This is a genomic window from Streptoalloteichus tenebrarius, from assembly GCF_024171885.1.
Classification (GTDB): Bacteria; Actinomycetota; Actinomycetes; order Mycobacteriales; family Pseudonocardiaceae; genus Streptoalloteichus; species Streptoalloteichus tenebrarius.
Window position 1 is genome coordinate 48,510 of sequence record NZ_JAMTCP010000020.1, and the last position, 24,265, is coordinate 72,774.

The 24,265-nt window shown below is 72.2% G+C and carries 27 protein-coding genes; 15 read left to right on the forward strand and 12 right to left on the reverse strand.

The window, feature by feature from the left end:
* The gene (locus LX15_RS17550; RefSeq protein ID WP_253670690.1) at positions 1-471 is read right to left on the reverse strand and encodes a single-stranded DNA-binding protein; all 471 of its coding nucleotides are present in this window, start codon (positions 469-471) and stop codon (positions 1-3) included.
* 371 nt (positions 472-842) lie between these two features.
* Between LX15_RS17550 and LX15_RS17555 the strand changes: the two genes are divergently transcribed.
* The 5 genes from LX15_RS17555 (at position 843) to LX15_RS17575 (ending at position 4,444) form a co-directional block, all read left to right on the forward strand.
* The gene (locus LX15_RS17555; RefSeq protein WP_253670691.1) at positions 843-1,877 is read left to right on the forward strand and encodes a hypothetical protein; all 1,035 of its coding nucleotides are present in this window, start codon (positions 843-845) and stop codon (positions 1,875-1,877) included.
* Positions 1,878-1,962: 85 nt separating this feature from the next.
* A complete protein-coding gene (locus LX15_RS17560; RefSeq protein ID WP_253670692.1) occupies positions 1,963-2,235 on the forward strand; it encodes a hypothetical protein in 273 nt (90 codons plus the stop codon).
* A gap of 77 nt (positions 2,236-2,312) precedes the next feature.
* The gene (locus LX15_RS17565; protein ID WP_253670693.1) at positions 2,313-2,576 is read left to right on the forward strand and encodes a hypothetical protein; all 264 of its coding nucleotides are present in this window, start codon (positions 2,313-2,315) and stop codon (positions 2,574-2,576) included.
* Positions 2,577-3,097: 521 nt separating this feature from the next.
* Complete coding sequence (locus tag LX15_RS17570) at positions 3,098-4,033, forward strand: hypothetical protein (RefSeq protein WP_253670694.1); 936 nt, start codon at positions 3,098-3,100, stop codon at positions 4,031-4,033.
* Between the two features lie 57 nt (positions 4,034-4,090).
* Positions 4,091-4,444 (forward strand): hypothetical protein, encoded by a 354-nt coding sequence (locus tag LX15_RS17575; RefSeq protein ID WP_253670695.1) that lies wholly within the window; start codon positions 4,091-4,093, stop codon positions 4,442-4,444.
* Between the two features lie 37 nt (positions 4,445-4,481).
* Here LX15_RS17575 and LX15_RS17580 read toward each other — a convergent pair whose 3' ends face one another.
* A complete protein-coding gene (locus LX15_RS17580) occupies positions 4,482-5,258 on the reverse strand; it encodes a GNAT family N-acetyltransferase (RefSeq protein WP_253670696.1) in 777 nt (258 codons plus the stop codon).
* Positions 5,259-5,699: 441 nt separating this feature from the next.
* A complete protein-coding gene (locus LX15_RS17585; protein ID WP_253670697.1) occupies positions 5,700-6,125 on the reverse strand; it encodes an SRPBCC family protein in 426 nt (141 codons plus the stop codon).
* Between the two features lie 288 nt (positions 6,126-6,413).
* Here LX15_RS17585 and LX15_RS17590 point away from each other — a divergent pair, with 288 nt between their 5' ends.
* Both LX15_RS17590 and LX15_RS17595 read left to right on the forward strand, forming a co-directional pair.
* Positions 6,414-8,003, forward strand: a complete 1,590-nt coding sequence (locus LX15_RS17590; protein WP_253670698.1) for a hydantoinase/oxoprolinase N-terminal domain-containing protein — start codon at positions 6,414-6,416, stop codon at positions 8,001-8,003.
* Complete coding sequence (locus LX15_RS17595; RefSeq protein ID WP_253670699.1) at positions 8,003-9,094, forward strand: S-methyl thiohydantoin desulfurase family protein; 1,092 nt, start codon at positions 8,003-8,005, stop codon at positions 9,092-9,094. Before LX15_RS17590 ends, LX15_RS17595 begins: the two co-directional genes overlap by 1 nt.
* A gap of 92 nt (positions 9,095-9,186) precedes the next feature.
* On the opposite strand, the gene LX15_RS17600 is transcribed toward LX15_RS17595, so the two are convergent.
* The gene (locus tag LX15_RS17600) at positions 9,187-9,780 is read right to left on the reverse strand and encodes an RICIN domain-containing protein (RefSeq protein ID WP_253670700.1); all 594 of its coding nucleotides are present in this window, start codon (positions 9,778-9,780) and stop codon (positions 9,187-9,189) included.
* 223 nt (positions 9,781-10,003) lie between these two features.
* Here LX15_RS17600 and LX15_RS17605 point away from each other — a divergent pair, with 223 nt between their 5' ends.
* Entirely contained in the window at positions 10,004-11,845 is a 1,842-nt protein-coding gene (locus LX15_RS17605) for an ATP-binding protein (protein WP_253670701.1), read from the forward strand.
* 33 nt (positions 11,846-11,878) lie between these two features.
* On the opposite strand, the gene LX15_RS17610 is transcribed toward LX15_RS17605, so the two are convergent.
* Positions 11,879-12,376, reverse strand: coding sequence for a hypothetical protein (locus LX15_RS17610; RefSeq protein WP_253670702.1), 498 nt, complete (start codon positions 12,374-12,376; stop codon positions 11,879-11,881).
* 19 nt (positions 12,377-12,395) lie between these two features.
* Positions 12,396-13,631 (reverse strand): MFS transporter, encoded by a 1,236-nt coding sequence (locus LX15_RS17615; protein ID WP_253670703.1) that lies wholly within the window; start codon positions 13,629-13,631, stop codon positions 12,396-12,398.
* A 188-nt stretch (positions 13,632-13,819) separates the two neighbouring features.
* Here LX15_RS17615 and LX15_RS17620 point away from each other — a divergent pair, with 188 nt between their 5' ends.
* Positions 13,820-14,446, forward strand: a complete 627-nt coding sequence (locus LX15_RS17620; protein WP_253670704.1) for a TetR/AcrR family transcriptional regulator — start codon at positions 13,820-13,822, stop codon at positions 14,444-14,446.
* A gap of 842 nt (positions 14,447-15,288) precedes the next feature.
* On the opposite strand, the gene LX15_RS17625 is transcribed toward LX15_RS17620, so the two are convergent.
* Positions 15,289-16,311, reverse strand: coding sequence for a helix-turn-helix transcriptional regulator (locus LX15_RS17625; protein WP_253670705.1), 1,023 nt, complete (start codon positions 16,309-16,311; stop codon positions 15,289-15,291).
* 267 nt (positions 16,312-16,578) lie between these two features.
* On the opposite strand from LX15_RS17625, the gene LX15_RS17630 reads away from it, so the two are divergent.
* Positions 16,579-17,028, forward strand: a complete 450-nt coding sequence (locus tag LX15_RS17630) for an RICIN domain-containing protein (RefSeq protein WP_253670706.1) — start codon at positions 16,579-16,581, stop codon at positions 17,026-17,028.
* 74 nt (positions 17,029-17,102) lie between these two features.
* Here LX15_RS17630 and LX15_RS17635 read toward each other — a convergent pair whose 3' ends face one another.
* Together LX15_RS17635 and LX15_RS17640 are read right to left on the reverse strand one after the other, a co-directional pair.
* Positions 17,103-17,885 carry an HD domain-containing protein gene (locus tag LX15_RS17635; protein ID WP_253670707.1) on the reverse strand — a complete coding sequence of 261 codons (783 nt, stop codon included), beginning with the start codon at positions 17,883-17,885 and terminating at the stop codon, positions 17,103-17,105.
* Between the two features lie 37 nt (positions 17,886-17,922).
* Positions 17,923-18,408, reverse strand: a complete 486-nt coding sequence (locus tag LX15_RS17640) for a DUF2269 family protein (RefSeq protein WP_253670708.1) — start codon at positions 18,406-18,408, stop codon at positions 17,923-17,925.
* 88 nt (positions 18,409-18,496) lie between these two features.
* On the opposite strand from LX15_RS17640, the gene LX15_RS17645 reads away from it, so the two are divergent.
* The 5 genes from LX15_RS17645 (at position 18,497) to LX15_RS33155 (ending at position 22,417) form a co-directional block, all read left to right on the forward strand.
* On the forward strand, positions 18,497-18,838 hold the full coding sequence (locus LX15_RS17645) for a PadR family transcriptional regulator (RefSeq protein ID WP_253670709.1): 342 nt from the start codon (positions 18,497-18,499) through the stop codon (positions 18,836-18,838).
* On the forward strand, positions 18,835-19,536 hold the full coding sequence (locus tag LX15_RS17650) for a permease prefix domain 1-containing protein (RefSeq protein WP_253670710.1): 702 nt from the start codon (positions 18,835-18,837) through the stop codon (positions 19,534-19,536). Before LX15_RS17645 ends, LX15_RS17650 begins: the two co-directional genes overlap by 4 nt.
* 229 nt (positions 19,537-19,765) lie before the next feature.
* A complete protein-coding gene (locus LX15_RS17655; protein ID WP_253670711.1) occupies positions 19,766-20,593 on the forward strand; it encodes an NAD(P)H-binding protein in 828 nt (275 codons plus the stop codon).
* 122 nt (positions 20,594-20,715) lie between these two features.
* Positions 20,716-21,750, forward strand: coding sequence for a hypothetical protein (locus LX15_RS17660; RefSeq protein WP_253670712.1), 1,035 nt, complete (start codon positions 20,716-20,718; stop codon positions 21,748-21,750).
* Positions 21,751-22,186: 436 nt separating this feature from the next.
* Positions 22,187-22,417, forward strand: a complete 231-nt coding sequence (locus LX15_RS33155; RefSeq protein WP_308213483.1) for a hypothetical protein — start codon at positions 22,187-22,189, stop codon at positions 22,415-22,417.
* A gap of 30 nt (positions 22,418-22,447) precedes the next feature.
* On the opposite strand, the gene LX15_RS17670 is transcribed toward LX15_RS33155, so the two are convergent.
* From LX15_RS17670 to LX15_RS17680, 3 genes are all read right to left on the reverse strand, one after another.
* A complete protein-coding gene (locus LX15_RS17670; RefSeq protein WP_253670713.1) occupies positions 22,448-22,714 on the reverse strand; it encodes a helix-turn-helix domain-containing protein in 267 nt (88 codons plus the stop codon).
* A gap of 238 nt (positions 22,715-22,952) precedes the next feature.
* Positions 22,953-23,780: a nucleotidyltransferase domain-containing protein gene (locus LX15_RS17675; RefSeq protein ID WP_253670714.1), complete on the reverse strand. Its 828-nt coding sequence runs from the start codon at positions 23,778-23,780 to the stop codon at positions 22,953-22,955.
* Between the two features lie 183 nt (positions 23,781-23,963).
* Positions 23,964-24,188 carry a DUF2283 domain-containing protein gene (locus tag LX15_RS17680; protein WP_253670715.1) on the reverse strand — a complete coding sequence of 75 codons (225 nt, stop codon included), beginning with the start codon at positions 24,186-24,188 and terminating at the stop codon, positions 23,964-23,966.
* Positions 24,189-24,265 lie beyond the last annotated feature (77 nt).

The window sequence follows — 24,265 nt, forward strand, 5'->3', positions numbered from 1 at the left end:
TCAGAACGGGGGCTCGTCGGGCAGGCCAGCCCCCGCGGCGGCCGGTGCCGAGGCCCACGGATCGCTGGCCGGGGCGTGCGCCCCACCGCCGCCCCCGCCACCACCCCTGGCGATCTTGTTGACCTTGGCGGTGGCGTGGCGCAGGGACGGGCCGATCTCGTCCACCATCAGCTCCACCACGGTCCGCTTCTCGCCCTCCTTGGTCTCGTAGGAGCGTTGGACCAGGCGTCCCTGGGCGATGACGCGCGTGCCCCTGGTGAGGCTCTCGGTGACGTTCTCGGCGGCCTGCTGCCAGAGGCTGCACCGGAGGAACAGGGTCTCGCCGTCGCGCCACTCGCCCGACTGCCGGTCGAAGGCGCGGGGGGTGGAGGCGATGGTGAAGTTGGCGACCGCCGCCCCGGAGGGGGTGAACCGCAACTCGGGGTCGGCGGTCAGGTTCCCGATCACCGTGATGACGGTGTCTCCAGCCATGAGAGATCTCCCTTGCTCGCTCGTCGCGGTGCCGCCCCCGGCGGCGGGACCGTCGCCCGCGCACCCGCTCGGCCCCCATGGTGCTGGCAAGGGGTGACAATTCCCGGCCGCCGTGCGTCCTGACCGCCGGATTTCCTGAACGCTGCCCGACAGGGGTGAACAACCACACCCGGTGGTGTGCGGCCTCGTCTGATCCGTTGCCTGTGGCGACGGAGTGTGTCGGTGGCGGGGCGGCGTTGCCCGGTCGGGGAGAGCCGCTGTCGCTCGTTCCGGTGGGAACCGGCTGCCCAACTCGCACCCCCCGGACGGGTGGGGAACTCTCGGGGCATGGCGTCGATCCCCCATGAGGCTTCCCTCCCCTAGGTCGTGAGATGAACAGCGGGTTCGTCGACGACTTCACGGTGCCCTGGGCTCCGGACCCCACGGGACTGTGGACGGCCACGGCCGAGGCGAGCGCGAGCCATCTCGGCCAGGACGGCACGGGCATGAGGATCATCGCGTGCGCGGGCTCCCCGGCGGGACCCGTCCCGTCCGTGCACCGGGTGTTCCAGCCGGCGCTGGACCTGCGCGAGGTCGCGGAGCTGCGCCTGTGGACGCGGGGCGACCGCGCCGCGACCGGTTGCCCTGACCGCCCCTATTACCTCGTCCTCGAAGCAGCCGCTGACGTGGACGACCGCTCCTCGCGGTGGTCCCGCTACATCAGGTTGGCCCAGGCGAACCGGTGGGAGTTGCAGCGGTTCTTCCTGGAGGACATGCCCGCGGCGCTGCGCGGTGCGGTCGGTGTGCTGCGCCTGCGCGGGACGAGCCGGACAAACGCCTTCGAGGCGTGCGTGGACGACCTGTGCGCCTGGCGCTCGCAGGTCGTCCGGGATGTCGAAGCCGCCCTCGTGGCGCGACTCCACGGGCGGATCTTCGTTGAGGACAACGGAACCACGACGGCCGTTCCAGCGATCATGAACGTTCCGGGGAGCCCTGCCGTGGACGGGCTCCCGCACATCCTCGTCAGTCCGTGGGCCGTCCTGCCGTTGGCGGCCGACGGTGGCGAGGAGTGCGACAACGACACCGAGGCCGGGGTGTACGTCCGGCCGCGCCCGCAGCAGGTCAGGTTGGACTACCGCATCGACGTGCGCGCGGGGGAGTGGGGCCAGAGGGGCCAGATCCTCGAATGGATCCTCTCCGAGTTCGGGAGCGTGCCGCGTCTCGTGGTGGGCAACGAGCCGCTGCCGCTCGTCCCGTTCGAGCCCAGCGCGACTGCCACCGGGGCGTCACGCCCAGGCGTGACCCCGCTCTACTACCGCGTCGTCGCGCCTTTCGAGGTGGGACGTCGCGTGTTCCGTCCCCGGGCGACGCCGTTCGTGGTCACCGCGCACCGGCACGGGGACGCCGCCGAAGTGACACCTGTCTGAGGCGCCACGGAGTTCGGGTTCTCCCTCCAGGACGCTCGCGCGATCTCGCGATCTTCGAGAAGGACGGACCGAAGGGGGGCGGGACATGGGGAACCAGAAGGATCCTGAGCAACTGTGCGAGGTGCTGGAACGAGAGGCGGCCGCGCACGAACAGCGTTTCCTCAGGACGCGGGAGAACATCGCCGGGCAACAGGAGACGCTCGCGACCCTCCAGAACACACCAGGGACGGACCCGCCCGTCGTCCCGAGGCTGAGAGACCACATCACCGAGCTGGAGGCCGAACTGGAGAGGTTCGCCTCCGACCCCACCGCGCCTCAGAACGAGATCGCGTTCCTGCCCAACCCGCCCCAGGACTGACGTCGCCGTCCATCCCGGCGCCGCCAGCGTGGCCAGGCAGCGCGCCGGCGACGACGAACCAACTCCAGGGAGAGGCGATGAACAGCCCCGGATTCGGTGAGTCCCCCCGGAAGACGATGCGCAGGGTGGCCGAGGACGAGGCGGAGAGGCTCGTCCGTCTCCGCCGGACCGTGCTCGACCTCCGACGGGAACTCACCCGGCTCGTGATCGAGCCCGGAACGGACCTCTCCATCGTCCCCAAGCTGGGGAGGCGACTGCGGGAGATGGAGCGGCAACTGGAGACGGACCGGGCGCGGCTCGACGCCCTCCTGCGGGACATGGACACGGTCTGCGAGGGCTGACCTCACGTTGTGTCATGGCACGCTTCCCCTGTGCCACCTAGGCTGCGGTACGTTCGACCTGCTCGTGGTCAACGGCCCTGATCACGGTGCTGTGTGGATCGACGACCGCGCGGCGGAATACGGCATCTACCCGAAAACGGATTCCCAGGGCCGCGTGACCTTCGATCGTCGGTATCTCGAATGGCTGGCAGACGCGGAAGCGACCTGCGCTCGGCACGCCTCCCGGGCGCGACAGCAGGACTGTCAGGACTGCCGGTGATTGTCGCGGGGCAAGGAATGTGGGTCGGTCGTCGGATGACGGGAACAGCGGGACTGTTCAGTGCGTAGGGCCACCCTCACTCACAGGGATGGTGCTCGGGGCCGGGCGTGTAGGCGTCGCCGGGACGAGGAACACGGACCAGACAAGCCTGACGCCATTCGCTGTGCGGCGAGCCGTGTGCTTGTTCGCGTTGATCGCGTGCGGCTCACCGTCGGTTTCGTCCCGTGCGAGAAAACTGGTTCACCCACCGTGAGGAGCGATCATGCTACGCATCGCCGCGGATCTGTTCTCCGGAAGGCCGAATCCGGTGTGGACGGTGGACGACGAGGCGCGGGTCCGGGAGACCCTGCGCGCGTTGAGCCAGGAGGAGAGCCTGCTCACCGAGGACGTCCCGCCCAACAGCGGGCTGGGCTTCCGCGGTTTCAGAATCCAGTTGTTCAGCGACGAACTCGCCCAGGGCTTCGAGCTGGGGTCGAGCGTCTATCTGCCGGTCGGTCGGGAGTCACGGGGACCTCGATCCGACGAACTCGGCGAGCGCCTCATCGGTCTGCTGGGCCAGGAGGGCACCAGTGTGCGGATGCAGGACGAGCTTCCGCCGCTGGAGGCGCCCCTCCAGCAGTTCCTGACAACGGAACTGGACTACAGTGCCAGTCAGAGCTTCACGGCCGCCGCGTCCGTCCCCGACATCGCCGGTGAACAACCCGAGGAGGCCGCCCCGCAGGCCACCTGTTTTTACGAGCACGCCCCGTACAACCCGGGATTCTGGAACAACGACTCGACCGTCCGTTGGTGCAACAACTGCTACAACTACGCGAGCAACTGGCGGACCGACAACTTCGCCCAGCCCGGCCTCGGCTGCGGAAGCGTCTACCAGGCGCTCCGGTGCGACGAGGTCACCCGCGCGGCGCGCTGTGACGGAGTGGGGCGCCGTTACATCGACTGTTTCCCCGACCCGGAGAAGCCGCGTTGGCTGATCGCGCTCGTGGTTGGTCCCGGTTACGACTACCACTGGTACCGCTATGTCTCCGACGGGTTCTGGGGGCACAAGCCGGGCGCCACGGCCGTGACGAACCTGGACAACAGCAATGTGGTGATCAAGGACCCGAAGACGGCGAACCGCGGCCGCTACACGGACTTCTGCGGGTACTTCTATAGCTGTAGGACACAGCAGCGGCGCATCCGTGGGTACGGGTGCTGACGTCCTGCGACGGACAGGGGGCCGTGGCAGACCACCGCGACGAGGAGGAAGCAGAACGTGGAGATCGAGGTCGACCTCTACAGCGGACGGCCGAACCCTCGGCTCCCACTCGGCGGGGAAGCCGCCGCCGAACTGGTGCGGCGGCTGGCGGCCCTGTCGAGCACCGCGCACGGCTCACCGGCCACCGGGCTCGGCTACCGGGGGATCAGGATCGTGAACGAGTCGGACGAGCACCCCTTCGCCGAGGTGGTCGTGTCACGGGGTGTCGTCGTCGTCCGGGACCGCCAGGGCGGCGAGCGGCGACTCGGTGATCCGGACCGCGCGCTGGAGAGCTGGCTCGTCGACGTCGTGGCCGCCGGGCTTGAGCCCGACACCGCGAGGTACGTGCGGGAGGAGCTGGGCTCTGTCTGACACCGAGGCTGCATGGCACAAACAGCGCTTGGCCCTGTCATTCCGCGCTGCGGTGGTGGTAACGACAGACCTCGGTGAAGCCGGCCCGCTCGTACAGCCGGAGAGCCGGGACGTTGTCGTGTTCCACCTGGAGATACATGTGGTCGGCGCGGTGCGCGTCGGCCCAGCAGGCGAGGGCGGCCAGCACGCTACGGGCCGCGCCCTTCCCCCGTGCCCGGGGGAGTGTGGCCATGCCGAACAGGCCAGCCCACCCGGTGTCGATGACCGCGCGTCCCACCGCGACGACCTCGCTCCCGATCATTGCGTGGGCGTAACCACTCGGCGACGTCACGCGTTCCAGCATGCTCCGTTCGAGGCCGGGATCGCTGTCGTGGCCGTGCACGGCGTACCAACCGTCAAACCACGTGGGCGTCGGGCGGTCCTCCACGTCGACCCGCATCGCCGTGTCCGGCAGGCGGACCAGGACCTGCGCGGTCGCAGCCATCCGCAACGACACCAGGCGTTCCTGGCGGTATCCACGCCTGGCCAACTCCGCGTCGAGCCGTGAGGGGCAGGCTCCTGGGCTGATCTGGAACCGGGCGACCGCGCCGCGGGCGGCGTAGAACCTCTCCGCCCGGGCGATCCGGTGTACCAACTCGTCGGGCTCGGCCTCGCGATGCGGCAGCACCGTTCCCGCCCACCACACCGAACCCGGGTTGTGGCGCAGCCACCACCCGTCCGCCTCCTCGACGTGCAGCGCGGGCAGCGCACGGGCCGCCCTCTCCTGCAACTCCCTGACCACGTCCGGGCCGGCCACGACGGATGACGGCGACACACGCACCTCCTCCCGTGCCGCCCGGAGCGTCGGCACGCGTGCAGATCCTGGCGCATCGGGAGGAGTCGCGGGAACGCGCCCACGCGCCATCGCCTGGCATGGCCGGCGAGTCACTGGCACGTCCGCCGACTCGGGAAGAGAGGCGGACCGCGTCAGCGGAGCATCGGACGGGCCGGTGCCGAGCGAGACAACAGGCCGTTCCCAGCCCCGGCGTTGGTTAGGGTTCGTGTTCCGTGTGTCAAGCGTGTCGTTCGGTTGGGCGATGGGTTTGTCCACAGGCGCCCGAGTTATCCACAGGGCGCGCTGATGCTCTTGGACGGGCGGTCGTTCCTGGATAGGCTGGAGCGGGGCTCGCCCCCCAGGGCGGGTGGGGGCTGACCTGGGGTTGGGTCCGAGATGACGCGGACCGGTGTCATCGCCGGACACGCGCCCCTCGGTCGGCTACCGCTGGCGCTCGGCGACCAGGGAGGCGAGCCGGTCCAACGCCGCGCGCAGGCCGGAGTCGACCTGTTCGGCCGCCTCGCCGCTGGCCGTCTCCGGCAGGTCGCCCCGGAAGGTCAGGTGCAGGGTGGCCGTGCTGTGCCCCGGCGCGCCCTGCGCCACCTCGAACCAGCCCGTGTACCTGTCGGTGTCCCGGCCGCCCCACTCCATGCGGAACTCCTCGCGGTCGATGTCGACGACGCCGATCTCGTCGCGTTCCTCCGTCCCGGTCACCGCGTGCGCGCGGAGCACGCCCGGGTCGCGGTCGGAGGGCTCCACCTGCACGTTCTCCGGCAGCCAGTCGTTGAGCGCGGAGACGTCGCTGGCCAGGGCGAAGACCAGTGCGGCGTCCCCCGGCATCTGCTGGGTCCGTTCGAACTCCGTCATGTCCCTGCTGTACCCGTGGCCCCGCGCCTCGGTGAGCGGCCGCGGTAGCCCGATGGAGTGGACTGGAGCCCTGTGCCCTCCCGTGGCCGGACAACGGGCGGCGCGGACCCGCCCGCACTGTTCGCCCAGGTGCGAGCACCGAGCCGGAAGCGGGCGGCACCTGCCGCTGTCCGTCCAGTGCCCTTTCGTTGTCGTTTCGGGGTCCGTCGACCACGGGCACGGAACGTGGTTGCCTGGTGTCGGGCCAGCGGGGTCGCCGGCCGCGAGGCGAGCGGGAGGAGGGACGCCGTGCGCATCGGCATCGACGTCGGCGGGACCAACACCGACGCCGTGCTGATGGACGGCGACCGGGTGCTCGCCACGGTGAAGACCGCCACCACCGAGGACGTGACGTCCGGCATCATGGCGGCGCTCGACGGCCTCCACCGCCAGCGCGCGTTCGCCCCGGCCGCCGTGCGCGCCGTGATGATCGGCACCACGCACTTCGTCAACGCGCTCCTGGAGGCCAGGGGCCTGGCCCCGACCGCGGCCCTCCGGCTCTGCCTGCCGGCCACGGCCTCGCTGCCACCGCTGGTCGACTGGCCGAGGAGGATGGTGGACGCCCTCTCCGGCCGCGCCTACCTGGTCCACGGCGGCCACGAGTTCGACGGTCGGCGCATCGCCGCGCTGGACGAGGCCGAGGTGCGCCGCGCGGCCGAGGACATGGGACGCCACGGGGTCCGCAGCGTCGCGATCACCTCGGTGTTCTCGCCGGTCAACGCGGAGTGCGAGGTCAGGGCGGCGGAGATCGTCGCCGCCGAGCTGCCGGGCGTGGCGGTCTCGCTCTCCCACGAGATCGGCCGGATCGGCCTGCTGGAACGGGAGAACGCGACCATCCTCAACGCGGCGCTGCGCGAGCTGGCCGCGCGGATCGTGGACGGGCTGGCCTCCTCGGTGGCGGGGTTCGGGATCACCGCGCCGCTGTACCTGAGCCAGAACGACGGCACCCTGATGGACCTCGACTTCACCCGCCGTCACCCGGTGGCCACGCTCGCCTCCGGCCCCACCAACTCGATGCGCGGGGCCGCGATGCTGTCCAATGTGGACACCTGTGCCGTGGTGGACGTGGGCGGGACCACGACCGACGTGGGCGTGCTGCGCCGGGGGTTCCCCCGGGAGGCCACCACCGAGGTGACGATCGCCGGAATCCGCACGAACTTCCGCATGCCCGACGTCGTCTCCCTCGCGCTCGGCGGCGGCAGCCGGGTCAGAGACGACGCCACGACCGGAGCGCGCGTCGGCCCCGACTCGGTCGGCTACGAGCTGACCTCGCGCGCGCTGGTGTTCGGCGGGGACACCCTCACCGCGACCGACGTCGCGGTGGCGGCCGGACGAGCCGAGATCGGGGACCCCGACAGGGTCGCCCGCCTCGACCGGGACCTGGTGCGGGCCACGATGGACCAGGTGGTCGCTCAGGTCGCCGACGCGATCGACCGGATGCGCACGTCACCCGAGCCGCTCCCGGTGGTCGTGGTGGGTGGCGGCTCGGTCCTGCTGCCCGACGCGCTCCCCGGCGCGGGGTCCGTGCGCCGCCCGGAACACTTCCCGGTCGCCAACGCGATCGGCGCCGCGATCGCGCAGATCGGCGGCGAGGTCGACCGCGTGTTCGCGATCAGGCCGGGCGGACGGGACGCGGCCGTGGCGGAGGCGACGCAGGAGGCCGTGGACCGGGCGGTCGCCGCGGGAGCGGACCCCGCCACCGTGCGCGTCGTCGACGTCGACGAGGTCCCCCTCCCGTACCTGCCGGGCAACGCGACCCGGATCCGCGTCAGGGCGGTCGGTGACCTCGACCTGGCCTACCCCGGTGGGACCGGCGCGGCCGTCCCCGAGGAGCCCTGATGGCCACGACCAAAGTGTCCTTTGTGGACGTCGAGGACCTGCCGGACATCGCTGCTGGTGCGGCGATCCTGGGGACCGGAGGGGGCGGGGACCCCCACATCGGCCGGCTCCTGGCCGCCGCCGCCCTGCGCCGCCACGGCCCCGTGCGCCTGGTCGGTCTGGACGACCTGCCCTCGGACGCGGTGGTGCTGCCGGTGTCGCTCATGGGCGCGCCCACCGTGATGGTGGAGAAACCTCCCTCGGTCGACCAGGTCGCGCTCGTGGTCGACACCCTGGCGGGCTACCTCGGCCGCGCCGTCACGCACATCGCGTGCGCCGAGGCCGGCGGCGTCAACTCGCTGATCCCGTTCGTCGCCGCCGCGCGGCTGGACGTGCCCCTGGTGGACGCCGACATGATGGGCCGCGCCTTTCCCGAACTCCAGATGGTGCTGCCCTCGCTGTACGGCGTGCCCACCACGCCGATGGTGATCGCCGACGAGAAGGGCAACCGGGCTGTTCTGGACACTGTGGACAATCACTGGGCCGAGCGCCTGGCCAGGTCGGCCACGATCGACATGGGCTGCACCGCCGTGATCGCCACGTGCCCGATGACCGGCCAGCAGGCCGGGGAGAGCCTCGTCCCCGGGACCCTCACGCTGTGCCGCGAGTTGGGCCGGCTGCTGCGCACCAGCAAGGCCGAGCACCGCGACCCGGTGGACGGGGTGGTGACCCGACTGCGGGGAGGGCGCCTCTTCTCCGGCAAGGTGGTGGACGTCGCGCGCCGGACGGTCACCGGATTCGCCAGGGGAGAGGCGCGACTGTCCGGAACGGACGAGCACGCCGGCGGCGAGCTGGTGCTGCGGTTCCAGAACGAGCACCTGATCGCCGAGGTCGACGGCGTCGTGCGGGCCTCGGTGCCGGACCTGCTCTGCACGCTGGACACGGAGACCGGAACAGCCGTGACCACCGAGGCGCTGCGCTACGGCCAACGCCTGACGGTGATCGTCGCCCCCGCCGACCCCCGGTGGCACACGCCCGGCGGGATCGAACTCGCCGGCCCCCGGTACTTCGGCTACGACATGGACCCGGTGCGGTTCGGCGAGGAGCCCTGACCCCGCGCCGTCGCCACCACCTCCGACGGCAGAGACGGAGGGACGGCCGGGAAGCACCTGGTCAAGGGTGCTTCCCAGCCGTCCCGAGGGTCTCAGCCCCAGATGCTGCCGTAGTCGAACTGGCGGTCGTAGATCGCCGTCCACAGCGACGGGTACGGCTCCTGGACCGGCGGGCAGTCCCGCAACGTCACCTGCGCGCGCGGGCCGTTGTCCTGGAGGCACCGGCCGCTCGACGCCTCGACGATCTCCCAGTGGTTGCTCCCGCGGTCCACCCAGCGGAAGAACTGGGACGGGCCGGTGCACGGAGCCGTCACGACGGGCGCGCCGTCATGGGTGGCCCCGTTCGCGCCGCCGATGCAGTAGCGGCCGAACACGACGATGGAGAACAGCCCGTCGTTGCTCACCGGCAGGAAGGCGAACCGCTGGTGCAGCTTGCCCTTGCAGTCGTAGGTCTGGACCACCGCGCCGGGGTTGGTCGACTCGCCCCGGATGTCGAGGCACTTCCACGTGTACGACGCGCGGATCTCGTGGATCGCCGCGTTGCGGAACGAGGTCGTGTACCGCACGTTCGGATTGGACTGGGCGGTGGCGGCGCTCGCCGGGGTGCCGAGGACCGCCAACCCCAGCAGCCCGGTCACCACGGCCAGGACGGCGCGGGCCGCCACACCGCCGAAACGTCGAGTCATCGTGAGTCCTTCCTCCCTGTCTCTGCCCCTCAAGGTGGACGTGGCCGACCGTAACGACGGCGAGGAGGACGGAAGTCTCAACAGAGTCTCACCTCTGGGCCGGGACTCGTGTCGGAAGCCGCCGGCCATCGCGGTTGGCGAGGGGCGGAACGGCTTGAGCGTCCGGATACCTTCGCGACCATCACCGGAGGAAGGACAGGCGAGCGGCCGAGGGGGACGCCACATGCGCGCTACGGAACAAACCGATCCGGTCCGCGGCCTCGTCGCCGAGCTGCGGGACATGGTCGACACGTGTCCGCTGGTGAACCTCACCGGCCCGCTCGGCGTGGGCAAGAGCCACGTGGTCCGCCACCTCGACGGGGCGGTCGTCGTCGACCTCGACACCCCGGCGGGACACACGGACCTGCGGCGGCGGCTGGCGCAGCACGACGGCGTGGTCGTCGTGGACAACGCCGACGGCCGGGAACGCCTCCGGGCCGTCCGGACCGCGCTGGACGCGACACCGGGGCTCCGCGCGGTCGTGGTGACCCGGCGCCCCCTGCGGTCGTTGCCGGGCTGGTCACAGGCCGTGCCGCTGTCCCTGTCGCCCCTGTCGGACACCGTGATCGACGGTCTGGCAGTCGCGGCGGGGATCGCGGACCCCGCCGCCCGGGAGGTCGTGGTCCGGATGGCCGCGGGCGTGCCCCTGCTCGCGGAGGCGGCCTGCCGGGCGCTGCACCGAGGCATGTCACCCGGCGAGGAGGGGCCGATCGCCGACGCGGTGGTCGCGGAGATCCTCGACCGGCTCGGCCGGGAGATGCCGGGGCGCCGGTGGCGCGCCGCGCTGCGCCTGCTGGCCACCGTGGGCAACGCCGACGAGCGGTTGCTGCGAGCCAGACCGGACCAGTGGGACAGCCTGGCCGACCTCAGCGTCGTGCGCCGGGAGTCGTGCGGGCTCGCGGTCGCCGAGCCGTACCGGGCCCTGTTCGAGACCGCCTACCGGTGGCGCGCGCCGGAGTCGCACGAGGCCGTGCGCCGCCGCGCCTCGGCGTACCGACTCGGCCAGCTCGCCCGCGCCACCGACGAACGAACGCGCGGGGCGCTCACCGCCCAGGCGCTGTTCCTCTCCGGCGATCCGGTCCTGCGGCAGCGGCTGTTCCCGACCAGACGACCACCCGTGAAGATCCGTCCGGCGACTCCCGCCGACGCCGAGGTCGTCATACGGCTGATGCGGCAGTGGGCGGTCCGGGGGGAGTTCGACCTCCGGCGGTGCGACCGCCTCGTGCACCACTGGCTCGACGACGACCTCGCGGGTTTCCAGGTGGCCGAACAGGGCGACGACGGCGTCGTGGGCCTGGTCCGCCTGGCTCCGGTCACGGACCGGACCGTGGACGGGATGGAGCCCCTGCTCCAACAACACGCCGACCCGCTCCTCACCGAGGGGGCGGGCGGGTTGTTCCTGGGCGCGGCGTTCTGCCCGCGGCCGGCCGCGCACGCCCAGATGCTGCACCACATCCTCCGGACCGCCCTCGGCCACGGCCGGCTCCTCGTCTCGACCGCGACACCCGACTACCAGCTCATCCTGGACACCCTGCGATTCCGCCGTCACGGCGAGGTGCGCGAGGACGTGTTCCACTGTGGACGCCCGCCCGAGGTCTACAGCAACGACTTCACGGTGTCCGCGCTGCCGAACTGGCTCCGCGCCATCCAGCCGGGGGAGAGGGACCGGACCGACGACGTGGCGTGGGCGCTGGCCCGGCTGCGGGAACCGTCAGCGCTGGCGGCCAGCGCCCTCCTCGGCACGGCGGGGATCACCACGGTGCGGCAACTTCGGGAGCGGCTGGTCGAGGCCATCGACACCCTCGTGCACGGCAGCGAGCCCAACGACGTGGAGGCCGGGCGCATCCTGCGCGCCTACTACCTCGACGGCAACCGCACCCACCTCCAGGTCGCCCGGCGCCTGCATCTCAGCCGGGCGACCTACTTCCGTCGTCTACGCCACGGGATCAGCGCCGTCGCCTCGGCGCTCGCGCGGGACGCGCTCCCACCCGACAGTCCGTTCGCGGCCGAACGCCCTCCGGCCTGAAGCCGTGACGTTGAGGCACGGGCCAGGAACGGGTCAGCTCCTCGTCGACCGGTTCCTGGCCGCCGCGACGTAGCCGGCCAGGCGGGCGGCGTGGCCGGGCAGGTGTTCCTCCGCCCGAAGACGAACCAGCTCGCCCCACGTCGTCTCGCCGTCGGCGACGTGCCGCCCGTCGCGGCCGAAGACGCGGAGCCGGACGGGGACGGCCGCCGCCTCCTCGGGCGTGCGCCGGACAAGGCCGAGGAACTCGGCGCCGTTGCGGCGCACCAGGTCCACGCGGCCCTCGTGGGTGGTCGACGTGATCAACGACGACAGTGCCGCCGGATCCATGGCCGGGGAGTTGTCGACCAGGGGCGAGGTGCCGGCGAGGACGTCACGGGCCGCGGTGGCCAGGAGGCGGTCGCTGAGCGCGACGTGGACCAGGGTCCAGTCGGTGTCGGCGCGTTCCCGTTCGTCGAGCGGGGTCGCCGAGGTGAGCGCGCTCGCCGCCTTCAGCAGGTCGCCGTAGGCGTGAGCGAGTGCGTTGGTGTGCATGGGAAATCCTTCGGGTTGGTCAGCGGGAGGTGGAGGCCGCCGCGCGGCGGGCGGACACGGTGAGCAGGACGGCCACGACCAGGCACAGCAGGGCCACCACGGCCACGAAGCACTGCACCGACGGCAGCAGCCCGATCCTGGTGGCCAGGAAGCCGACGCCGATCACGGGCACGCCCACGCCGAGATAGACGATCACGTAGAAGCTGGACAGCACGTCCGCCCTGCGGTCGGGTGGCGCGACCCGGTTGACCTCGGTGAGCCCACCGAGGAAGGCCAGGCCGTGGCCCGCGCCCGAGACCATCGCCGCGAGGAGGAGCAGCACCAGCGAGGACACCGACCCGGCGACCGCCAGCAGGACGAGCCCGACCGCGAGCACGGCCAATCCGCCGACCTGGGCGGAGGAGGAGGCCCGGCCCGAGGCCATGACCTGGGCCACCGACGAGCAGGCGAGCATCAACGCCACCGCGCCGCCGGCCAGGACGAGGTTGTCGCTGCCGGACAGCCGCGTCACGTAGGTGGGGACGAGGCTGAGGGCCAGCCCCACCACGGCGAACGCGAGGAAGCTCGCGGCCCCGCTGGTCAGGAAGACCCGCCGGGCCTCGGCCGGGACCTGCGGCCGACGCGGGCGCCACCGGCCGGGCGGGCGCGTCTCCGGCATGGCCGCCACCAACACGGCGGCCACCACGAGCAGGACGATCTCCAGCGCGAACGGGAGCACCCGGGGCGCCGGCGCGTACTCGGCGAGCACGCCGGCCACCAGCGGGCCGGCGCCCAACCCGCCCACCGAGACCACGGTGGTCACCAGCGCGGCGCGGCGGCGGTCACCCCTCGGTTCGAACTCGGTGATGGCGGCCGTGAGGGTGCCGGAGGCCGCGCCCAGGGCCAGCCCCTGGAACACCCTGGCCACGAACAGCCACGCGACGCCGGAAGCGAGGGCGAACGCCGCCGCGCCCACGGTGGCCAGCGCGATCGCGGGCAACAGGACGCGGCGACGCCCGACCGCGTCGGACAGGGGGCCGGCGACGAGCAGCGACGGGACCAGCGCGCCCACGTACACCGCGAAGACCAGCGTCACGACCAGCGGGGAGAAGCCGAAGTCCTGCTGGTAGCCGCGGTAGAGCGGCGTGGGGAGGTTGGTCCCGGTGAGCAGGACCAGCAGGCTGTAGGCGCTGGCCCAGAACCGCCAGGCGGGCGCCGGGGAGCGGGCTCCGAGGTCCCGCGCCGTGCTCGATGTGTTTGCTTTCGCGATTGTCATGGGTCCTCGCAGTCTTCGGACAGGACGCACGGGGGATGGCCCCCGGGAGGGGCTCCGGTGGGGGCGTCGATCAGCGAACCAGACTGACCGACTGCCGGTCAACCGATTGACCGACTGCCGGTCATTCGACTGACCAGCGGTCAGTCGGTGTTAGACTGATCGCCGACCACGCGAGGCGGAGGTGCTGGATGACGACGAGGACGCGTCGCAAACGGGTGACCAAGAGCCCGGAGGACCGCAGGGAGGACATCCTCCGCGCGGGCCGCCGCGTCTTCGCCACCACCGGTTTCGGCGAGGCGACGATCACCGAGATCGCCGCCGCCGCCGAGATCGGCAAGGGCACGTTCTACCTGTACTTCGACTCCAAGGACCACCTCCTCGGAGCGCTGTGGGAGCGGTACGTCGACGCGATCGTCACCACCGCCCAGGACATCCTCGGGGAGGGCGGCGCGTGGTGGCCGACCCTCGACAACGTCCTGACCGCCCTCGTCCACCACGCCGTGGAGAAGGAGAACGCCTCGCTGCACCGGATCGTCTACGGCTCGGCCAACGCCAAGGCGCTGGAGATCTGCAAGCAGGCGAACCAGCGCGTCATCGACCTCGTGTGCGACTTCGTCGTCCGGGGCGCGCAGGCCGGGGCCTTCCACGCGCCCGACCCCGCGGTCGCGTTCCGGATGGTCTACCACGCCGCCGACGGCCTCCTGGACGACCTGATCTCCCAGGGCGACGAGATCGACGTCGACCGGGTCGTGCGGGACGTCCTCCACCTGCTGCACCGCGCGCTGGGCGACCCCGAGACCTCGCCGACCTCCTGAGCGCCACCCGACACGGTCAGCGCTGCCGACTCGCGGGAGACCGGTTCGCGACGCCGGCACCGCCGCCGCCAAGCGCGTCCTCTTTGGACTATCCACATCGGACTCGCTGTCCTGGGTCCGCCCTCAGGGCTGGTGTGGCTGATCTGGTGATCGTGCGACGTGGTGCGCGGGCACGAAGGGACGTCCTCGGGCGGACGAGGCATCGCGTGATCAACGGGAAGCTCGTCAAGGTGAAGACGGATGTGGCCTGGCATCACCTACGGCCGCGACGTGGACCGTGGAAGACGGTCTGCGACCACTTCTCGCGGGGGTGGCGCGCCGGGAGCCTCGACGACGCTGGTGTCGAAGGTGAGGGGCGATTGACGGTCTCGGCCGGAGGTCTGGGTCGTTCCAGCATTGCGCCTGCCCACCAACACGCCTCCGACACCCACCGCACCTCCGCGTACCACACAGAGGGGCGGACACACTGGGCGGCGGGCACGGTGCGCCAGGCTGATCATGCCCTCGGTCGCTCCGGCGGCGGACCCACCACGATGATCCCTCTCGCCTGCGATGGGCATGGCCGGCCACTGTCGGTGGTGTTGACGGGCGGCACTGTCCACGAGCGCACCATGTCGGTTCCGGCGGCCGGGGCCGGGCCGGCTCACCACCCGCCCCGGAGCCGGTGATCGCGAACAAGGGCAACTCCCGCCGCGCTCGTCGCACTCAGCGTCGTCGGCGGGGCACCGGGCCGCCCTCCCGGAACGGCGGAACCAGAAACGATCTGGCCGCCCTGGGAGACACGGACTCGTGGGGCAGGCACGGTGGTCTCGTGTTCCCGGCCCGGGGCGGGGTTGCGCGGATCAACCCGTGACGGCGGCGATCAGCTCGTCACGGCCGCCGGCGCCGGTCTTGCGGAACACCGACTTGAGGTGGTCGTTCACCGTGTGCACGGACAGGCCGCGCCGCCGCGCGACCTGCTTCGGCGCGGCCCCGTCGTACAGGTCCTCGACGATCTGCCGCTCGCGGTGGCTGATGCCGTACCAGTCGCACAACACGGGCAGGAGCTGAGGACCCGTCGCCGCCTGGATCACGACGGCGACGTCGCCAACGCCGTCCGCGTCCAACGGCTGTCCCTGGTAGGTGACCCACCGGCCGTGCGTGATGGGCGGACCCCAGGCGGTCGCGCCGGCGAGGGGGCCGCGCGCTCCCCGCCGCGCCGCCGAGGACAGCCCGACGAGGAACGACTCGGCGATCCACTCCGGTGACGGCCGCCCGCCCCGGAGGCGCTCCAACCACTGGAACGCCTGCGGGGTGACGGCCCTGACCCGGTGGTCCGGCCCGAGGACGATGACGCCCGCGGGCAGCGGCGGCACCACGGGCGCCAACGGCCCCGCCCTGACGTACTCGCGCAGGGCCGCCATCAGGGGCCGCGCCAGATCCGCCGCCCGGCACGCGTCGCCGCGGTCGAACGGGTCTCGGCCCTCGGCCCGGGTCAGGCCGAGGACTCCCCACACCCCACTGTCGTCGCGCAGCAACAGCCGAAGCTCGCTGCCGATCTCGTGCTCGGTGAGGAGCCGGTGGTCCGGTCCGAGCACGTCGAGCGGGGTCGACCGCCGCGCCAGCGCCTCCGGCGGCACGGGATCGTCGCCCAGGTAGTAGCCGCGCAGCAACTCCCGCCCGAACTCGGGCTCGTACCCGTGCCAGAAGCTGAACGACCCCATCGGGAGGCCCGCCGACGGGCAGGTGGCCAGGAGCCGCACGCCGTCGTGCGGCACCTCGGCCGCGATCGCGTGGGAGACCACCTCGCCCACCTCGGCCAGGTCGAGTCGCTGGCGGGCGGCCTCCGGCAACTCCCGCAGCAGTCGTTCCCCCGAACGGCGCACGGGCTGGAGTCTGGCGTGAGGGTGACCGGACGGGCAACGGAAGACGCCCGTTTGGCCGCAGGCACGCCCCTGCGGCGGCTCGTCGCGCGCTGTCCTCGTCGCCGAACAGCGGAACGCCACCCGCCCGGACGGCCGCCGCCCGCGCTGGCAACCCCCCAAACCTCGGGATGTCCCCCGGTTGATCGCCCGGGACATGCTCGCCGTGTGCCGAGCCGACGGGAGGAGCGTCCGAGGTCCTCCGTTCGGCACGCGAGAGGGGTTCCATCCATGCGAAGTGTCCTCGCGGCGACCGTGCTCGCCGTCGCGTCCTCGTCCCTGCTGTGGGCGACGCCCGCGTCGGCGGCCACCTTCTTCGAGATCCGCAGCGACCTGCACCACAAGTGCCTGACCACCAACGGCGACAACGTCGAGATGCGGACCTGCGACGGCACCGGCCGCCAGCTCTGGACCTGGGACGGCCGGAAGCTGCGCAACCTCGCGGCCCGGCACTGCCTCGACGTGCGCCACGGGGAGATCAACGCCCCCGCGCAGGCGGTCGGGGACTGCCACGGCAACGCCAACCAGCGCTGGTACTTCGTCAACCGGGAGCTGCACACCGACGTGAACGGCCAGGTGCTCAGCATCCAGAACCACGGTGACCCCTGGGACGGCGCGGGGATCAACATGCGCGACCACGTGAACGGCGCCTGGCAGCACTGGTACACGGTCAACGTCTGAGTCCGGAGCCGACGGGCGCGTCGCCGGCCCTGGCCCCTCCCGCCTGGTGGTGGGAGGGGCCAGGGGGCACCGCGTCAGCCCCTGGCGCTCGGGTCGCCGGTGGGGAGGAGGGAGCCGTAGCCGTCGTAGTCGTGCCAGCTCGGCTCCTGGTTCATCAGGTCCTTCCAGGTCGGCCACGCCTGACCGGTGTGCTGGCGCACCAGCTCGCCGGGCATGCTGAACGGCGGGGCCTTGTGGGGCTTGGCGAGCGCCTGCTCGACGATGGCGTCATGGAGCGCGGCCGCGCCGTGCCGACGGGGGAACGCGCGGTGGATGCGGTCGAGGTACTCGGCGGGGAGGGTGGGGCCCAGCGGGGTGAGGTCGTATCCCGCGCCCGCCGACACGAGCGCGATCTCGGGGCGCTTGTGCTGCGCGATGTCGGTGTGCAGGTGCAGGGCGACGGCGTCCCACACCACCTCGACCCGGTCAGGGGCGAGGCCCTGGGCGGTGAGGATCTCGGCCGCGAGGTCGGCCCCGTCGATGTCGAAGGTCTGGTCCCGGTCGCCGGCGGGGGTCAGGCCGACGTCGTGCAGCACCGAGCCCAGGAACAGGAGTTCGTCGTCGTAGTCGTGGTCGGGGCGCAGACCCTGGTGCTCGCCGAGGAAACGGCCGTACAGGTAGGTGCGCATGCTGTGGTTGAAGATCGCGGGGGCCTCGACGTCCCGCACGTGGCGCATCGTCCTGAGGGCCGTCTCGGTGCGGGGGATCGGCAGCCTGTGGTAGTCGCGCGCCGCGTCGGCGTCGGCGTAGTTCGTGTCGGTCGTGCCGGTCGTGTTGACCGTTTCGGTCGTGCCGGTCGTACCGGTCGTGTCGTTCACGAGGTCGCTCTCCTCTGTCGGTCGTCGTTTCCGGAGGTCACACACCGGTGGTGGAGCCGGGCCGGACGATCATCAGGACGACCACGACCGCCCAGATCAGGTTGAAGACCCCGGTGAGCGCGGCGAGCCGGGCCGCGGCCGAGCGGACCTCGGCGGCGGCGCTCTCGGCGCCGGTGACGGTGGCGCTCACCACGGTGAGCAGTCGCCGCTGGCCGGGCAGGATCACCAGCGTGAGGATGGCGGCGGCGACCGCGGTCAGGATCATCGAGACGATCAGCCAGGCGTCGCCGAGCACGCCGAGCTGGGCGGCGGTGGCGGCCCCGAAGGCGGGGACGGCGATCCCGACGATCGTGTACACGCGGCAGATCCGGTGCAGGAACCGCGGGAGCCCGGCACCCCGTCCGCCCGCCCCGCCGGCGGCCCGTTCCCTGGCGAGGCGGGGGAACATCGAGGCCGCCACGGCGACCGGCCCGATCGCGAGGATCGCCGCGAGGACGTGCACCGACAGCATCAGCTTGGTCACCGTGGACCCCTTCGTGGAAAAACGTCAACCCATACGTTGGCTGCCAATACATAGCACGCCTACATACGGGTGTATAGACTGCCTACCTATGAGGGCTGACGCCGTACGAGGCCACCTGGACGGGATGCTGCTGTCCGTGCTCGAAGCCGGCCCGCTGCACGGCTACGCGATCATCACGGCGGTCCAGGACCGCAGTGGCGGCGCGCTGGAGCTGCGCACGGGAACGATCTATCCGGCGCTGAACCGGCTGGAGCGGCTCGGGCTGCTGCGCAGTAGCTGGCAGTCCGTGGGCGAACGACGTCGACGCTGCTACGAGCTGACCGAGGTCGGGCGGCGCAACCTCGACACCGAGCGCTCGGCGTGGCAGGCGTTCACCCACGCCATCGGCTCCGTGCTGGCCCCCGCCACCCAGCCCCGGCCCGTCTCATGACCGCCGTCGGAACCCGGGTCGACTCCGCCGACCAGGCGGGCGACCCGATCGAGGACTACGTCCGCGTCCTGTCCACCGCCCTGCGCGGGCCGGCGCAGGTCAAGGCCCGGATGATCCAGGAGATCCACGACGGCCTCACCGACGCCGCGGCCGCCCACAGCCCCCACGGGGCGCCCGACCACCACGCGGCCAGCCAGGCGGTGCGCGAGTTCGGGACCGCCGACGACCTGGTCCCGGAGCTCCAGCGGGAGCTGACGCTCGCCCAGACCCGCCACACCGCCAGGACCGTCGCGGTCTCGGTCGCCGCCCTGGTCACCTGCTGGCTGCTGATGCGGGTCGCCGACCAGAACACCGACTGGCCACTGCGGACACTGGTCGGGCACCTCGCCGGCGTGATGGCCGCCGCCGCGCTGCTCGCCGCGTCGACCCTGGCCGTGACCGGCCCGCTCGCCCGCCGGCTCCCGGTCCCCGGCCGGCTGCCACGGGTGATCGCGTGGGCGGGGACCGCGTGCTCGGTGGCCATGGCGGCCGTCGCGCTCACGCTCGCCGTCACCGCCGCCCTCGCGACCAACTGGCCGCTGGCGGTCCTGGGGGCGGCGATCACCGCGGTGTCGCACGTGATCGTGGGCGCCTCGGCGCGCGCGTGCCGGGAGTGCGCGCGTCTTGACGACCGCCCCGCGCTCGCCAGCTCCCGATGAGTGAAGTGGGTGGCGCAGGGGAGTGGCTCGCCCGGACCGAGATCTCGGGGCCGCCACGACCGCCGCGCCGCCCACCACACCGCGTGCGGTGACGTCAGTCCCTCGCTCGCCTCGTCCGGGCGTGGCTTCCTCGCCCGAGCGCGGTCGGTCGGGCGGGCGGGACGGACGCGTATCCATTTCGGACGATCAACGATCCCGTTCGGGGCGGTCGGTCGCTTGACTGAATGACATGACTACCGCACCGATCCTGGTCACCGGCGGCACGGGCAAGACCGGCCGCCGCGTGGCAGCCCGACTCCGTCACCTCGGGGTGGCGACGCGGGTGGCGTCCCGCTCCTCCGGCGACGTGCGCTTCGACTGGGCCGACGAGGCCACCTGGGGGCCGGCCCTGTCCGGCGTCGGCGCCGTCTACCTGGTCGACTCGCAGACCGCCACCGCCGCCGAGGAGATGAGGGCGTTCGTCGCGCGGGCACAGGCCAGCGGCGTGCGCCGCCTGGTCCTGCTGTCCGCGCGGGTCTGGGGCGAGCTGGGCGACGAGGCCTGGCTCGCCACCGAGAACGCGGTCCGCGAGTCCACTGTGGAATGGACAGTGCTGCGGCCGACCTGGTTCGCGCAGAACTTCGGCGAGGAGGCGCTGCTGGTCGACGCCCTGAACCAGGGAGAGCTGCGCCTGCCCACCGGCGAGGGCAGGGAGCCGTTCATCGACGCCGAGGACATCGCCGAGGTGGCCGTGGCCGCCCTCACCGGCGACGGGCACGCGGGCATGACCTACGAGTTGTCCGGCCCACGCGCGATGACCTGGGGCGAGGCCGTCGCCGAGATCGCCGGGGCGACCGGGAGGGACCTCCGCTTCACGGCCGTGAGCGACGAGCAGTACCACGAGGAGATCACCGGCCGCGGCTGGCCCGCCGAGGCGGCGGCGGTCACCGGGCTGATGTTCGCGCACATCCGCGAGGGGCACTCCGAGGCGCTGTCCGACGGGGTCCAGCGGGTGCTCGGCCGGGAGCCGGTCGACTTCACCGCCTACGCCCGTCGACTCGCGTCGGCCGACTCCTGAGCGGCCCGTCCGCCGGGTCCCGTGCGTGACCGCGACCACGGGTTCGGGTTCCGTACCCTCGACGTCGACCGAGGCTCGGCCCTCGACGGGCCGAGCCGGAGCCACCGTCGACAGAGGACAGAGTGAAGATCGAGGTATCGACGGAACCGCACCTCGCGGACGCGCTGGAGGAGGAACTCTGGGCGGCGGCGTTCCCTGAGGGGACTGAGGACGCCCTCCACGAGGACGACCTCGTGGAGGGCACCGCGGGCATCGCGGGCATCGCGGGCGCCGTGGGCGCCGCCTGTGACCTCGCCTCCCGGCCGCGGGTCCTCGCCACGGCGGTCGCCCGCCGGGACGGCGTGCTGCTGGGGTGGGCCGAACTGCACGCCCCTCGCGGACGGCAACCCCGGCCCACGCTGACGTGGCGCCTGGCCGCCCGGGAGATCAACGAAATCAGAGGATGCCTGGCCGGAGAGGACGTCGAGAGGGACTCCACAGAGGACTCCGCGGAGGGCACTGAGGAGTTCGCCCTCGTCCGGGCACTGGTCGACCGGCTCGTGGCCCACGCGCGGGAGAGCGGGTGCGACGGGGTGGCCTGGGACGCCTCCGAGGTCCACGCTGACCGGCTCGCTGAGACACACGGGGCCGTGCCCGGTGTCGAGCACAGCAGGTACTGGGGCGCAACTCCGCTCGACGACTGGACACCGCCCCACGACCTGCCCGTGGTGCGGGCGCGGCACATGCCGGACCCCGCGCCGTACGCGGACTACGCCGCGCTGTACCGGGCGGGCTCCGTCCACGGCCGTCCACAGTGGACGGAGGAGGACGTTCGGCGGCAACTCGACCTCGACCTTGACCTGCCGCCCGAACTCGACGCCGAGTCCGTGGTGCTCGACGTGCTCGACGAGTCCGGCCGTCCGCTCATCCAGTTCCCCGCGATCGTCGCGGACGGCTACGCCTCCGTCGGCTACGTCGCGCACCACCGTCCGCACCCCGACGTCCTGGCCGCTGGGATCGTCAGTTTGATCTCTACCCTGCGCGCACGGGAGACGCCGGTGTCCACACTGGCGATCCGCGAGGAGGACGACCCGGTCCTGGCTTCGGCGGCCGAGCGGGCGGGCCTGCGGGTCGTCCACCGCGACATCGACCACCACCTCGACCTCGCCCGCGAGTGACTTCGGCCACGCCGGAGGGCGACCGGAGGCCGGTGGGTCAGAGCGCGCGGGGAAGATCGCGCTGAAGGCCGCCCAGGAACAGGGCGCGATGCGGGAGGCGGAGCGGGTCGTGGCGAACACCCTCGCCGTCGTGCACGTTGCACGCCGCCGTGGGGGTGTGAGGCTGCGGGAGCTGGACGACGTCGCTGCGGCGGTGACCAGGGACGACGTTGCGAGCCGTCGTCCCTGGACTACCACCCCGGCTGGGCGCCCACGCCCAATCCCGAGGTCATCTGCGCGTCCGTGAACGACGCGGTGGTGCGTGGTCTGCCGGACGGGTACCGGCTGCGCGACCAGATGTGACGCTGGGCGACACCAGCCACGCGATCGGCGGCGTCGGACCCGCCCTGGCTCCGGGTTGACCGAGGGTCACGGTGGGCACGGGGTCGGCGGCGCGATGCACGAGGCCCTCTTCGCACCGAACGAGGGCCGACCCGGCCGGGGACTGCGGCTGCGCCCCGGGCTGGCGCTGGCGCTGGCACCCAGGTTCGTCCGGGGTGGGAAGGGCGAGTGCTGCCGCGACGAGGATGGCTGGACGCTGCGTACGGTCGACGGCTCCTGGGCCGCGCACGTGGAGCGCACGATGACGATCGCGGAGGAGGAGCGGATCGTCCTCACCGCCCCCTGACGCTCGGGTGCGGCGCCCACCGCGCCGTGATCAGGCCGAGGCTGACAGGTTCGCCTCGTCGTGGCAGGTCGCGAACAGCTCGTCCAGCGAGATGCCCAGGGTCGAGGCGATCGTCGCGATGGTGAAGAAGGACGGCGTGGGCGCCCGCCCGGTCTCGATCTTGCGGAGGGTCTCGGGCGAGATCCCCGCCGCGGCGGCGACCTCCACCATGCTCCGCTCGCCGCGGGCCTGTCGCAACAGGGCGCCCAGGCGTTCGCCGCGGAGTCGTTCCAGCGCGGTCAGGGGGACACGGACCATGCGGCCATCGTAGTACCGGCCTCCGGCTCCGTCGCCGGTCGAACGGCCGGCACAGGGCGTGCTGGCCAGCGTCTGACGTGCCGTCTGACCTGGCGACCGCCCCACCTCTGTCCACTGTGGATTGTCTTGCGGGGTGGGTGCCCGTACGCCACCGCCTCACCGATGGCGTACGGGCACAGGCTTCCACACCGGGTGGTTTCGTCCCGGTGACGAATCCCAGGGCGAGCCCGCCGGGCGCTCAGCCCGCGCGCAGGAGATCCGCGATCTCCTCGTGCAGGTCGAGCGGGAGCTGGATGCCCCACCGCCCGCTCGCCTCGGCCATCAGGTCCCGGCTCCACCGCCAACTCCGCTGGGCCGCCGCACGCACCTCGTCCTCGCGTGCGGACGCGGTCGTCTCCACGTAACGCTCCTGGTCCGCCGGCGCGATGTCCCGCTCCCACGCCCGGCTGGGCGTGAGCCAGTGCGCGGTCGAGCCGCGCAGGAGCCGGCAGAGCTGGAGCTGGAGCGGCGCGATGATCGTGTGGAGCAGGGCGTGCCCCCTGGCGATCTCACCCCTGGCCAGCACGTGCGCGAGCATGAGGGTCCAGTTGGCGAGTTCGTCGGCCAGCTTCTGGGCGGTGGTGACCGGCTCCGGCGGGCGGAACTCGGCGAGCTGGTGGGCGGCCCTGGTCAGCCGACCGCTCCGGTCGAGCAGGACGGCCGCGTCCGGGTCGGGCAGGTGCACCATGCCGACCCAGGAGGCGACCGCGTCGATGCCCGCTCCGGCCGCCTCCACGTGGAACTCGCCGCGCATCAGGTCGTCGAAGACCACGGCGAGGATGCCGTACATGTTGGTGTAGGCCAGCTTCAGCGGAGCCAGCCGCCCGACGAACTCGCGACCGTCGAAGTCGTCGACGTGCTCGTCCCGGACGTAGAGGTACGCCTCGATGTCGGAGTGGGCGTCGGCCTCGCCGAGAGTCCACGAGCCGTAGAGCAGCACGCCCTCCAGCCTGGGATCGGCCTCGGCGAGGACCCGCAACGACTCGACGCGGCGGTCGAGGGCATGGGCGGAGGTCAGTCGGTACATGTGCGCATTCCTCAGAACAGAGCGGACAGGGGAGAAGAACCCGACGCGGAGGACGTCGGGGTCTGGTCGGTCAGGCTGTCCGCCCGCTCAGGAAACGCCGCAGCACATGATCACCATCCTACGGGAGGCACCAGGGCCGACCTCGCCCGACTGGTCCTGCCAGGCCGGTCCCACCAGGCCCCGTCAGCCTCCGCGCCTCGCCCGGCGCAGCACCTCCGGGCGGAGCAGGCGTGACGCGCCGAGCACCTCGATGCCCAGCAGACGCCCGTCGGCGTCGAGGTCGAGCACGACCCCGCCGGGCAGTCGGTCGTCCTCCACCACGATCTGGGTGACGGCCTCACCGGGATGGATCTGGTCGACCAACCTCACGTAGCTCGCGTCGGCCTCCGGGTCATGGCTCATCCGCATGGCCGCCACGATCCCAGGTCGACCGCCGGCCGCACAGGGGTCACAAGGCCACCGCGTGTGTCGCGCTCCTCCGTCCG

Coding starts and splice junctions, on each gene's coding strand:
- LX15_RS17550 (WP_253670690.1), bottom strand. CDS start 471: ATGGCTGGAGACACCGTCATCACGGTGATCGGGAACCTGACCGCCGAC.
- LX15_RS17555 (WP_253670691.1), top strand. CDS start 843: ATGAACAGCGGGTTCGTCGACGACTTCACGGTGCCCTGGGCTCCGGAC.
- LX15_RS17560 (WP_253670692.1), top strand. CDS start 1,963: ATGGGGAACCAGAAGGATCCTGAGCAACTGTGCGAGGTGCTGGAACGA.
- LX15_RS17565 (WP_253670693.1), top strand. CDS start 2,313: ATGAACAGCCCCGGATTCGGTGAGTCCCCCCGGAAGACGATGCGCAGG.
- LX15_RS17570 (WP_253670694.1), top strand. CDS start 3,098: ATGCTACGCATCGCCGCGGATCTGTTCTCCGGAAGGCCGAATCCGGTG.
- LX15_RS17585 (WP_253670697.1), bottom strand. CDS start 6,125: ATGACGGAGTTCGAACGGACCCAGCAGATGCCGGGGGACGCCGCACTG.
- LX15_RS17595 (WP_253670699.1), top strand. CDS start 8,003: ATGGCCACGACCAAAGTGTCCTTTGTGGACGTCGAGGACCTGCCGGAC.
- LX15_RS17600 (WP_253670700.1), bottom strand. CDS start 9,780: ATGACTCGACGTTTCGGCGGTGTGGCGGCCCGCGCCGTCCTGGCCGTG.
- LX15_RS17605 (WP_253670701.1), top strand. CDS start 10,004: ATGCGCGCTACGGAACAAACCGATCCGGTCCGCGGCCTCGTCGCCGAG.
- LX15_RS17610 (WP_253670702.1), bottom strand. CDS start 12,376: ATGCACACCAACGCACTCGCTCACGCCTACGGCGACCTGCTGAAGGCG.
- LX15_RS17615 (WP_253670703.1), bottom strand. CDS start 13,631: ATGACAATCGCGAAAGCAAACACATCGAGCACGGCGCGGGACCTCGGA.
- LX15_RS17620 (WP_253670704.1), top strand. CDS start 13,820: ATGACGACGAGGACGCGTCGCAAACGGGTGACCAAGAGCCCGGAGGAC.
- LX15_RS17630 (WP_253670706.1), top strand. CDS start 16,579: ATGCGAAGTGTCCTCGCGGCGACCGTGCTCGCCGTCGCGTCCTCGTCC.
- LX15_RS17645 (WP_253670709.1), top strand. CDS start 18,497: ATGAGGGCTGACGCCGTACGAGGCCACCTGGACGGGATGCTGCTGTCC.
- LX15_RS17650 (WP_253670710.1), top strand. CDS start 18,835: ATGACCGCCGTCGGAACCCGGGTCGACTCCGCCGACCAGGCGGGCGAC.
- LX15_RS17655 (WP_253670711.1), top strand. CDS start 19,766: ATGACTACCGCACCGATCCTGGTCACCGGCGGCACGGGCAAGACCGGC.
- LX15_RS33155 (WP_308213483.1), top strand. CDS start 22,187: ATGCACGAGGCCCTCTTCGCACCGAACGAGGGCCGACCCGGCCGGGGA.
- LX15_RS17670 (WP_253670713.1), bottom strand. CDS start 22,714: ATGGTCCGTGTCCCCCTGACCGCGCTGGAACGACTCCGCGGCGAACGC.
- LX15_RS17675 (WP_253670714.1), bottom strand. CDS start 23,780: ATGTACCGACTGACCTCCGCCCATGCCCTCGACCGCCGCGTCGAGTCG.
- LX15_RS17680 (WP_253670715.1), bottom strand. CDS start 24,188: ATGCGGATGAGCCATGACCCGGAGGCCGACGCGAGCTACGTGAGGTTG.